This window comes from Variovorax sp. Soil_C_26 (assembly GCF_057657075.1).
The window spans coordinates 404,528-413,279 of record NZ_JBDGJC010000005.1 but is presented as its reverse complement, the minus strand read 5'-3'; the positions used below and the strand labels follow the sequence as shown (position 1 = coordinate 413,279).

12 protein-coding genes are annotated in these 8,752 nt (G+C 66.3%); 2 read left to right on the top strand and 10 right to left on the bottom strand.

The annotated features are described in order from the left end of the window. Window positions 1-390: 390 nt before the first annotated feature. A complete protein-coding gene (gene rpoH / locus AC3A6G_RS17720; RefSeq protein ID WP_487862830.1) occupies window positions 391-1,332 on the top strand; it encodes an RNA polymerase sigma factor RpoH in 942 nt (313 codons plus the stop codon). A 54-nt stretch (window positions 1,333-1,386) separates the two neighbouring features. Here the strand turns inward: rpoH and AC3A6G_RS17715 are convergent, their stop codons facing one another. From AC3A6G_RS17715 to AC3A6G_RS17690, 6 genes are read right to left on the bottom strand one after another with little or no spacing between them, the layout of a single operon-like run. Beyond that, complete coding sequence (locus AC3A6G_RS17715) at window positions 1,387-2,220, bottom strand: DNA alkylation repair protein (protein ID WP_487874201.1); 834 nt, start codon at window positions 2,218-2,220, stop codon at window positions 1,387-1,389. Between the two features lie 20 nt (window positions 2,221-2,240). Continuing rightward, on the bottom strand, window positions 2,241-2,864 hold the full coding sequence (locus AC3A6G_RS17710) for an SCO family protein (RefSeq protein WP_487862828.1): 624 nt from the start codon (window positions 2,862-2,864) through the stop codon (window positions 2,241-2,243). Between the two features lie 16 nt (window positions 2,865-2,880). Further along, on the bottom strand, window positions 2,881-3,786 hold the full coding sequence (cyoE, locus tag AC3A6G_RS17705) for a heme o synthase (protein WP_487862827.1): 906 nt from the start codon (window positions 3,784-3,786) through the stop codon (window positions 2,881-2,883). Then, window positions 3,783-4,997 (bottom strand): COX15/CtaA family protein, encoded by a 1,215-nt coding sequence (locus AC3A6G_RS17700; protein WP_487874200.1) that lies wholly within the window; start codon window positions 4,995-4,997, stop codon window positions 3,783-3,785. The genes cyoE and AC3A6G_RS17700 overlap by 4 nt, the downstream gene beginning before the upstream one ends. A gap of 6 nt (window positions 4,998-5,003) precedes the next feature. After that, window positions 5,004-5,690, bottom strand: a complete 687-nt coding sequence (locus tag AC3A6G_RS17695; protein WP_487862825.1) for an SCO family protein — start codon at window positions 5,688-5,690, stop codon at window positions 5,004-5,006. Beyond that, window positions 5,671-6,483, bottom strand: coding sequence for an SURF1 family protein (locus AC3A6G_RS17690; protein WP_487874199.1), 813 nt, complete (start codon window positions 6,481-6,483; stop codon window positions 5,671-5,673). The genes AC3A6G_RS17695 and AC3A6G_RS17690 overlap by 20 nt, the downstream gene beginning before the upstream one ends. A gap of 36 nt (window positions 6,484-6,519) precedes the next feature. Here AC3A6G_RS17690 and AC3A6G_RS17685 point away from each other — a divergent pair, with 36 nt between their 5' ends. Then, a complete protein-coding gene (locus tag AC3A6G_RS17685) occupies window positions 6,520-6,741 on the top strand; it encodes a twin transmembrane helix small protein (RefSeq protein ID WP_487862823.1) in 222 nt (73 codons plus the stop codon). Window positions 6,742-6,818: 77 nt separating this feature from the next. On the opposite strand, the gene AC3A6G_RS17680 is transcribed toward AC3A6G_RS17685, so the two are convergent. The 4 genes from AC3A6G_RS17680 to AC3A6G_RS17665 form a co-directional block, all read right to left on the bottom strand. Next, window positions 6,819-7,700 carry a cytochrome c oxidase subunit 3 gene (locus AC3A6G_RS17680; protein ID WP_487862822.1) on the bottom strand — a complete coding sequence of 294 codons (882 nt, stop codon included), beginning with the start codon at window positions 7,698-7,700 and terminating at the stop codon, window positions 6,819-6,821. Window positions 7,701-7,761: 61 nt separating this feature from the next. Beyond that, window positions 7,762-7,974: a DUF2970 domain-containing protein gene (locus AC3A6G_RS17675; protein ID WP_487862821.1), complete on the bottom strand. Its 213-nt coding sequence runs from the start codon at window positions 7,972-7,974 to the stop codon at window positions 7,762-7,764. Then, the gene (locus tag AC3A6G_RS17670) at window positions 7,971-8,597 is read right to left on the bottom strand and encodes a cytochrome c oxidase assembly protein (RefSeq protein WP_487862820.1); all 627 of its coding nucleotides are present in this window, start codon (window positions 8,595-8,597) and stop codon (window positions 7,971-7,973) included. Before AC3A6G_RS17670 ends, AC3A6G_RS17675 begins: the two co-directional genes overlap by 4 nt. Before the next feature lie 25 nt (window positions 8,598-8,622). Then, window positions 8,623-8,739, bottom strand: a complete 117-nt coding sequence (locus AC3A6G_RS17665) for a cytochrome oxidase small assembly protein (protein ID WP_487862819.1) — start codon at window positions 8,737-8,739, stop codon at window positions 8,623-8,625. Window positions 8,740-8,752 lie beyond the last annotated feature (13 nt).

Below are 8,752 nucleotides of genomic sequence, written 5' to 3'. Positions count from 1 at the left end.
GCAACTCGCTAGTCAGCCCTTCAAGACGGCGGCATGACTTAAACCAACCGGCCTCCATGAAAGCCGGGGCGATTCACCAGTGTGATCGAGCGCGGTGGGCGATCGTCGAGTAGTAGTGAACCACTCAGATCAAGAGGGCTCAAAGTCTGTGAAGCCAAGAAACGCCGAAAAGCGGTATTCAGCAGCGACTGAAATCCCCGAAAAATGACGTAACTCATTGATCTATAGATAGAACTACGATCCAGAACTGAGTGAAGTTAGTTCCAAACTCGAGACGATCGACAACAGCAGCTTTTGACTATCGCGGCGATAGAGACTGGAGGGGAACCCTTCCCTTAGCACTCCCTCTAACCGAGTGCTAATATGCCCAATACAAAGGAGTTTCCCCTGATGACCACGCTGTCTGGAGCCTCTGCCAACCAGCTCGCCGTCGCCAACCCATGGTCGATGGTGCCTCCGCTGGGCAACCTGGATGCCTACATTTCGACCGCCAACCGGCTGCCGATGCTCACGCTCGAAGAAGAGCAGGGCTTCGCACGCCGGCTGCGCGACCACAACGACCTCGAAGCGGCCGGTGCGCTAATCCTCTCGCACCTGCGCCTCGTCGTGTCCATCTCGCGCCAATACCTGGGTTACGGCCTGCCGCACGGCGACCTGATCCAGGAGGGCAACGTCGGCCTGATGAAGGCCGTGAAGCGCTTCGACCCCGACCAGGGCGTGCGGCTCGTGAGCTATGCCATGCACTGGATCAAGGCCGAGATTCACGAGTACATCCTGAAGAACTGGCGCATGGTCAAGGTCGCAACGACCAAGGCCCAGCGCAAACTGTTCTTCAACCTGCGCTCGATGAAACAGAGTTTCAAGGCCGATTCGGCTGCGGCCGACAACGGCACGCACCGCGAGACGCTGAGCCCCGACGAGGTCTCGCAGATGGCGAGCCGGCTCAACGTCAAGCCCGAAGAAGTGCTCGAGATGGAAACCCGCCTGTCGGGCGGCGATGTGCTGCTCGACCCGGGTCCGTCGGACGACGGCGACGAAGCCTTCGGCCCGATCGCCTATCTGGCCGACGCCTCGCAGGAGCCCACCGCGCTGCTCGAATCGCAGCAGCGCGATCGGCTCTCGACCGACGGTATCGCCACTGCGCTCGAAGCGCTGGACGACCGCAGCCGCCGCATCGTGGAAGAGCGTTGGCTCAAGGTCAACGACGACGGTTCGGGCGGCATGACGCTGCACGACCTGGCGGCCGTGTACGGCGTGAGCGCCGAGCGCATCCGCCAGATCGAAGTGGCGGCCATGAAGAAGATGAAGAAGGCGCTGGCCGACTACGCGTAAGCGTCGGCCTTCCTTCGCCTCGAAGCCCGGCTGCGTGCCGGGCTTTTTCTTTGTTCACGCCGCCTTGGCGAGCGAACGCAAGGCGCGGCGAACGATGTAGCGCGTGGCCGGCGTGTCGGATTCCTGCAGCCAGCGCGCGCCAAGCCGGTCGACCCATTCGGGCTGGGTCTTGCTCGCATCGTTGAGCCAGTTGGCGACCGAGTTCTGCACGTAGCGGCTGCTGTCGGCACGCAGTGCCTCGATCAGCGGCAGCGCACGCCAGGGTTCGGCCTTGAGCGCCTCGATCTGCGCGCACCACACGCCACGCGGCCGCGTGAGTTCACTTGCGAAGCGCCGGATGTTCGGATCGGCATCGGCCGTCCAGGGTTGCAGCAGTGCCAGCGATTCATCGAGCGCGCCGATGACGGCCTCGCGCACGGCCATCCAGGCGATCTCGCGCACGCCGAAATGCGAATCGGAGGCAAACCGCCGCGCGGCATGCAGCTGGGCCGCGAGCGGCAAATCCGACAGGGTGATCCATTGCGCCGCCCAGCACCGGGCGGCGTCGCTCGCATGCGTGGCAAGCCGATGGGCGACCGCATCGCGCTCGGCGTGCATCGCCGCAAGGTCGTAGAGCGCACGGGCGATGTGGCCGTGCCGCTGCATCGGCTTGAATGCCGCGAGCATGGCGAGCGTGTCGAGCAACCGCTCGCTTTCCGCATCGAGGCCGATGTGGCCCGCCACGCTACGCGCCAGCCTGGGCAATTCCAGCGCCAGGAATTCATTGAGGTTGACGGTTTCGAGCAGGCCGTCGTTGAGCGCGTGCAACACCTCGGGCGGAATGAGCGCGATGCGGAATGCGCCCTTGCGCGACTTCAGGTGCTCGACCGAGGCCGGCGAGACGTCCATTGGCGGCGAGATCGGCGCACTCAGCCGGCGAGCAGCGCCTTGACGTCGGACACCATGGGCTCGACGCCCGTGCCGTAGCGGGCGTAAAGCCGCAGCCGGCCTTCGGTGTCGTAGACGAAGCTGGCCGCCGAATGGTCCATCGAATAGCTGGTGGGCGTCTTGCCCTCGACCTTCTTGAAGTAGACCTTGAAGTCCTTCGCGGTCGCGGCGAGTTCCTCGGGCGTGGGGATGAGCGCCACGAAGCTCGGGTCGAAGGCGCCCATGTAGGCCTTGAGCACCTCGGGCGTGTCGCGCGCGGGATCGACCGTGACGAACACCACCTGCAGCTTGTCGCCGTCGCTGCCGAGCTGCTGCTTGACCTGCGCCATCTCCGTCATGGTGGTCGGGCAGACGTCGGGGCACTGCACATAGCCGAAGAACAGCACCACGACCTTGCCCTTGAAGTCGGCCAGGGTGCGGACCTTGCCTTCGGTGTCCTTGAGCGAGAAATCGCGCGCGTAGTCGGCGCCCGTGAGGTCGATCGCCTTGAAGCTCGGCGCGGCGGCTTCCTTGCTGCAGGCCGAGAGCCCCAGGCCCAGGGTGGCGGCCATGCCGGCCCATGCGGCACTGCCGGCCATCCATCGGAGAAGGTTTCGCTTGTTCATTGGCAGGTGCGCGCGGTCAGCGCAGGTAGTGGTCGACGAGCAATGCCGCGAACAGCACGCTCAGGTGGATCAGCGAGAAGCGGAAGGTCTTGCGCGCCAGGGCGTCGGAATAGTTGCGCCACAGCGCGAAGGCGTAGCCGGTGAAGCCGAAGCTCACGATGACCGCCACGGCGAGGTAGAGCCAGCCGCTCATGCCGTAGATGAAAGGCATCAGGCAGGCCGCGAACAGGATGAAGGTGTACAGCAGCACCTGCAGGCGCGTGAATTCGTTGCCGTGCGTCACCGGCAGCATCGGCAGGCCGGCCTTGCGGTAGTCCTCGACGCGGTAGAGCGCCAGCGCCCAGAAATGCGGCGGCGTCCACAGGAAGATGATGAGGAACAGGATCAGCGCCTCGGGGCCGACGTCGCCGGTCATGGCGGCCCAGCCCAGCACCGGCGGCATCGCGCCCGAGGCGCCGCCGATCACGATGTTCTGCGGCGTCAGCGGCTTCAGGATCACGGTGTAGATCACCGCGTAGCCGACGAAGGTGGCGAAGGTCAGCCACATGGTGAGCGGATTGACCTGGAACCACAGCAGCACCGAGCCGGCCGCGCACAGCAGCCCGGAGAAGACGAGCGCCTGCAGGTCGCTCAGCTGCCCGCGCGCCGTGGGGCGCCAGGCGGTTCGCTTCATCTTGGCGTCGATGCCCTTCTCGACCAGGCAATTGAACGCCGCGGCGGCGCCCGCGACGAGCCAGATGCCGATGCAGGCGAGCGCCGCACGCTTCACCTCGGCCCAGCTCGGCAGGCCGGGCACTGCCAGCACCATGCCGATGAGCGCGCAAAAAACGATCAGCTGCACGACGCGCGGCTTGGTCAATGCATAGAACTGGCGCAGCACGTTGGCGGTGCTGGTCTGCTGCACGGAAATCGGCGTGCTCACGCTGCTGCCTCCCTGGGGTTGTTGTTGTTTTCGTTGTGCGAAGCGAGCGCCACGGATGCGGCCGCCGATGCGCGCCGGCTCTCGCAGAGCGCCCATGTCAGCACCACGGCCAGCGCGGCAGCACCGCCCGTGTGCAGCACGGCGGCGGCGAGCGGCCAGCCGAGCAGCACGTTGCCAAGACCGGTGGCCAGTTGCAGCAGCGCGAGTGCCGCGAGCCAGCGCGCCTGCGGCCGCAGCGCAGCAATGGCGTGCAGCCGCCAGGCCAGTACGCCGAGCGCGGCGAAGACTGCATAGGCCATCAGCCGGTGCGCGTAGTGGATGGCGGTGAGCGCCGAGAAATCGAGCGGTGCGCCATCGCCGGTCACGCCGAGGTGGCGCCAGATCTCGAAGCCCTGGGCGAAGTTCATCGGCGGCCACCAGCTGCCCTGGCAGGTCGGGAACTGCGTGCAGGCGAGCACGGCGTAGTTGGTGCTGACCCATCCGCCGAGCGCGATCTGCAGCAGGAGCAACGCGGACGTGACGAAAAGGCCGATGCGAAGTGCGGGCGACACCACGGTGGGCAGGCGGTCCGCGGCGGCCTGCCGGTAGCGCACGGCCTGGATGCACAGCAGCACCAGCAGCACCACGGCGCCCAGCAGGTGCAGCGTAACGATCGCGGGGAAGAGCCGCCAGGTCACGGTCAGCGCGCCGAAGGCGCCCTGCAGGCAGACCCAGACCAGCGTCGCCGCCGGCCACCAGGCGCTCAGCGTCGCATGCTCGCCCGCTGCCGGCGCCCGGGGTTCGCGCCGCTGGCGCCGCCGCACCACCCAGGTGGCGCCCGCGAGCGCGAGGATGAGCACGCCGACGCCGGTGGCGAGATAGCGGTGAGTCATCTCGATCCAGGCCTTGCCGTGCGTCACCGGGCCGCTCGGCTGGGCCGACTGGGCCATGGCGATCTCATGGCGCGCGCCGACCGGGCTCGCGTTGCCGTAGCAGCCGGGCCAGTCGGGGCAGCCCAGCCCCGAGTCGGTGAGCCGGGTGAAGGCACCGAAGAGCGTCAGGTCGAAGGTAAGAAACAGCGTGAGCACCGTGAGCGCATGCAGCCGGCGCGCCGGTCCGGCGCCTGCGTTGCGCCGCCAGACCCACATCAGCGGCCCGAGCGCAATCAGCACGCCGGCCGCCATCAGCCAGACGATGGGCGTGAGGTCGTAGAGCGAGCTGGCGGTGTCCATGCGGTGTCAGCGTCCTGCCTCGTCCCACGAGGAAGAAGCGCGCAGCAGGCGATCGAGGTCGCGTTTGGCCCGGCTCGCGCCCTTGGCATCCATGCCAGCCGGAAAACGCATCATCCAGTTGCCCATCGGGTCGACCACGTACAGGTGTTCGGCGAGCGCATGGCCGGGCACGGGCGCCAGCCAGCCGGCCAGCTCGGCGGCCGGCACGCGCAGCACCGTGGCGCCGTGCAGACCGTTATCGAGGCGCTCGGGAATGGGCGCCGCGTCGCTCACGAGCCAGACGCGGTCGAGCCGGTCTTTCTCGCGGCCGAGGCTTTCGCGCAGTTGGCGCTGCAGGTAGAGATGCTGCTCGCAGAGCGCGTTGCAGGCTGCGTCGGCCACCGCGACCAGCAGCCACTGGCCCTTGAGCGTGGCCAGGTCGACGGGTGCGCCGTTGCGGTCGGTGGCGCCGAAGGTCGGCAGCGTGCGCTGCGGATCGATCAGCTCGCCATACACGCTGCGCCCGTCGGGGCGGATCACGTAGTAGGTGAAGTAGGACGCGATGACGGGCGCCGCGCACATCAGCATCACGGCGATCATCTTCCAGCGCCCGACGACCGTGCGGCGGCCTTCGGCGGCGTCGAGCGCCTGGTTGGGCGAGGGCATCGAATGCACCGTCAGGCCCAATGGTTCGTCAGAAGCGGTCTGCTGCATCGCGTGTGCGGCGCCTGGAGCGGCGGAAGGGGGCAATGATTTGGAACCAGACATAGAGGATGACGACGAGGGCGGAGAGCCCGAACCACTGGAATGCATAGCCGTAGTGCTTCTCCAGACCCAGAGCGGGTGCCGGCCAGTCGCGCTGCAACCCCTCGGAGGCGGGGCCGATCTGCTGCAGCGACACGTCGGTGCGCAGCGGCAGCTTGGTTTCGGCGCGATACGCTTCCAGGTCGAGATTCTGCCGGATGGGCGAAGACCCCGCGGCATCCGGTGCCGAGGCGGCGGTGGCCGGCTTGCTGGCGAATTCGAAAAGGTGGCCGGGCGGGGGCTCGATCAGGCCGGTGACTTCGACGATGCCGGGCGGCGTCTCGACCGCGCCGAGCTGCGTGCGGTCATTGAAGTTGCGCTGCACCCAGCCGCGCTGCACCATCACGGTCTGTTCGCTGCCTTCCAGCGCGAACGGGGTCAGCACGTAGAAGCCAGGCACCCCGTGCATCTGACGGTTGTCGAGGTACACCGTATGCGGCGTCAGCCACAGGCCGCGCAGCCGCACCGGTCGGTGCAGCTCGTTGACGGGCGACGCCAGTTCAAGGAAGCCGGCCTGTTCGAGCGGCGGCTTCTGCTTCTGGGCGTCGATCTCGGCCTGCAGCGTCTCTTTCTGCGCGGCGCGCGAGAGCTGCCAGCGGCCCAGCGAGACCGCGGTGCAGACGGTCAGCACCGCGGCGAACGTCACCACCAGGAAGCGGCCCTGGCGGGGCCGCGTACCGGCGCGAAGGGGTTCGGGCGTCACTGGAGCGGATGAGGCATGCGGCCGATAATCGGGTTCATGAAATATTTCATCGCCCTTGCTTTCGTGGGCATCTTCGCGAGTCTGGCCTTCGCGCTCTTCTACATGCTGAAAGACGGGCGCAACGGGCGCGCCAAGACCGGCGGCATGGCGCGCGCGCTCACCTTTCGGATAGGCCTCTCGGTGATTTTGTTCCTCTGCATGCTGCTGGCCTGGAAATTCGGCTACATCCAGCCCACCGGGCTCCCGGTCGGCAAGTAGATGGTGCTCGTTCCACGAGAACCATGAAAAAGGCGCCTTACGGCGCCTTTTTTGTTGTTGCATGCCGCGAGGTTCGGTCAAAGCCAGTAGACCAACACGTAGAGGCCAAGCCAGACCACGTCCACGAAGTGCCAGTACCAGGCCGCCCCCTCGAAACCGAAGTGCCGATCGGGCGTGAAGTGGCCCTTCTGCAGGCGCAGCGTGATGAACAGCAGCATCAGCATGCCGATGAACACGTGCAGGCCGTGGAAGCCGGTCAGCATGAAGAAGGTCGAGCCGTAGGCGCCGGAACTGAGCTTGAGGTTCAGGTCGGTGTACAGGTGGTAGTACTCGTAGCCCTGCACGCCCAGGAAGACCACGCCGAGCAGCACGGTGAGCCACATGAAGCGAATCGTCTGCGCCCGGTGGCCGACGCGCAGTGCGTGGTGGGCGATGGTGAGCGTGACGCCCGAGCTCAGCAGCAGCGCGGTGTTGATCGTGGGCAGCCAGAACGGACCGACGGTCTGGAACGGCTCGACGATGTCGGCCGGCGAACCGGTCACGCCTGCGGCGACGCTGGGCCAGACGGCCTTGAAGTCGGGCCAGAGCAGTGCGTTGTCGAGGCTGCCGAGCGTCGGCAGCGCGTGCGTGCGGGCCCACCAGAGCGCCGTGAAGAACGCGCCGAAGAACATCACCTCCGAGAAGATGAACCAGCTCATGCTCCAGCGGTACGACAGATCGATCTTGTGGCCGTACTGGCCGCTTTCGCTCTCGCCGACGGCGGCCCGGAACCAGGTGAACAGCGTGCCGAGCCAGATCACCATGCCGAGCAGGAGCGACCATGCGCCCCACTGGTGCCCGTTGATCCATTGCCCTGCGCCGAGGATGACGAAGAACAGGCCGATCGCGGACAGCACCGGATAGGCCGATGGCCCGGGCACGAAGTAGTAAGGCGTGGTGCCGTGGGTGGATGAACTCATATCAGCTCCTGGCTTTCTTTCTTCTCTCGACTCGATGGGGACTGGATACAGCGGCTCATGCTCAGGGCGCCACCGCGAAGCGCACCAGCAGCACAAGGCCGACGATGAAAAGGATGACCATGACAAATGCCACGGCGATGATGTGCAGCGGATTCAGCTTGGCCAGATCGTCCTGGTAGGCGCTTTTCTTGCGCACACCGAAGAACGACCAGCACACGGCCTTGACCGTGCCCCACAGCGTGCCCTTGCGCGACGGTGTTTCCGGAGCGGTCACGAGCGGGGCTCATTCGCAGGGCTCGAAACGGTGGCCACGGGCGCCGCGGGCGTGCGTCCGCCGACCTCGAAGAAGGTGTACGACAGCGTGATGGTCTTCACGTCCTTCGAGATCTTGGGGTCGATGACGAAGGCGACGGGCCATTGCTTCTTCTCGCCCGGATCGAGCGTGTACTGGGTGAAGCAGAAACACTCGAGCTTGTTGAAGTGCGGCGCGGCCTGCTGCGGCGCATAGCTCGGGATCGCCTGCGCGGCCATGCGTCGGTTCTGCACGTTCTGGAACTCGTACATCACGGTGTTGAGCTGGCCGGGGTGCACCTGCATCGTCCGCTCGGCGGGCTTGAACTCCCAGAGGCCGCCGCGCACGTTGGAGTCGAACTCGACCGTGATGGTGCGGCTGGTGTCGACCTGCGAGTTGTCGGGCACACGCACGTTCTTGCCGCCGCTCGCGCCGCCCGGCACCTCGAGTTCGTTGAGCGCGAGGATGTTGATGCCGGTCATTTCGCAGATCGCACGGTAGAGCGGCACCAGTCCGTAGCCGAACGCGAACATGCCGCAGGCCACCACGGCCAGCTTGCCGACCATGCGGACGTTGGCGCGCCGGATGCGTTGACCGAGGCTCATGCTGTGGTGGCTCCGTGGGTCGTGCTCAGCGGGCGCCGAACCAGATCATGCGGACCATGAAGCCGACGAAGAAAATCAGCGCGATGGAGGCCAGCGTAAGCCCCATGCGTCGGTTGTTTCTTTTCTGCTCTGGCGTGGTCATGGTCGTCGTCGTG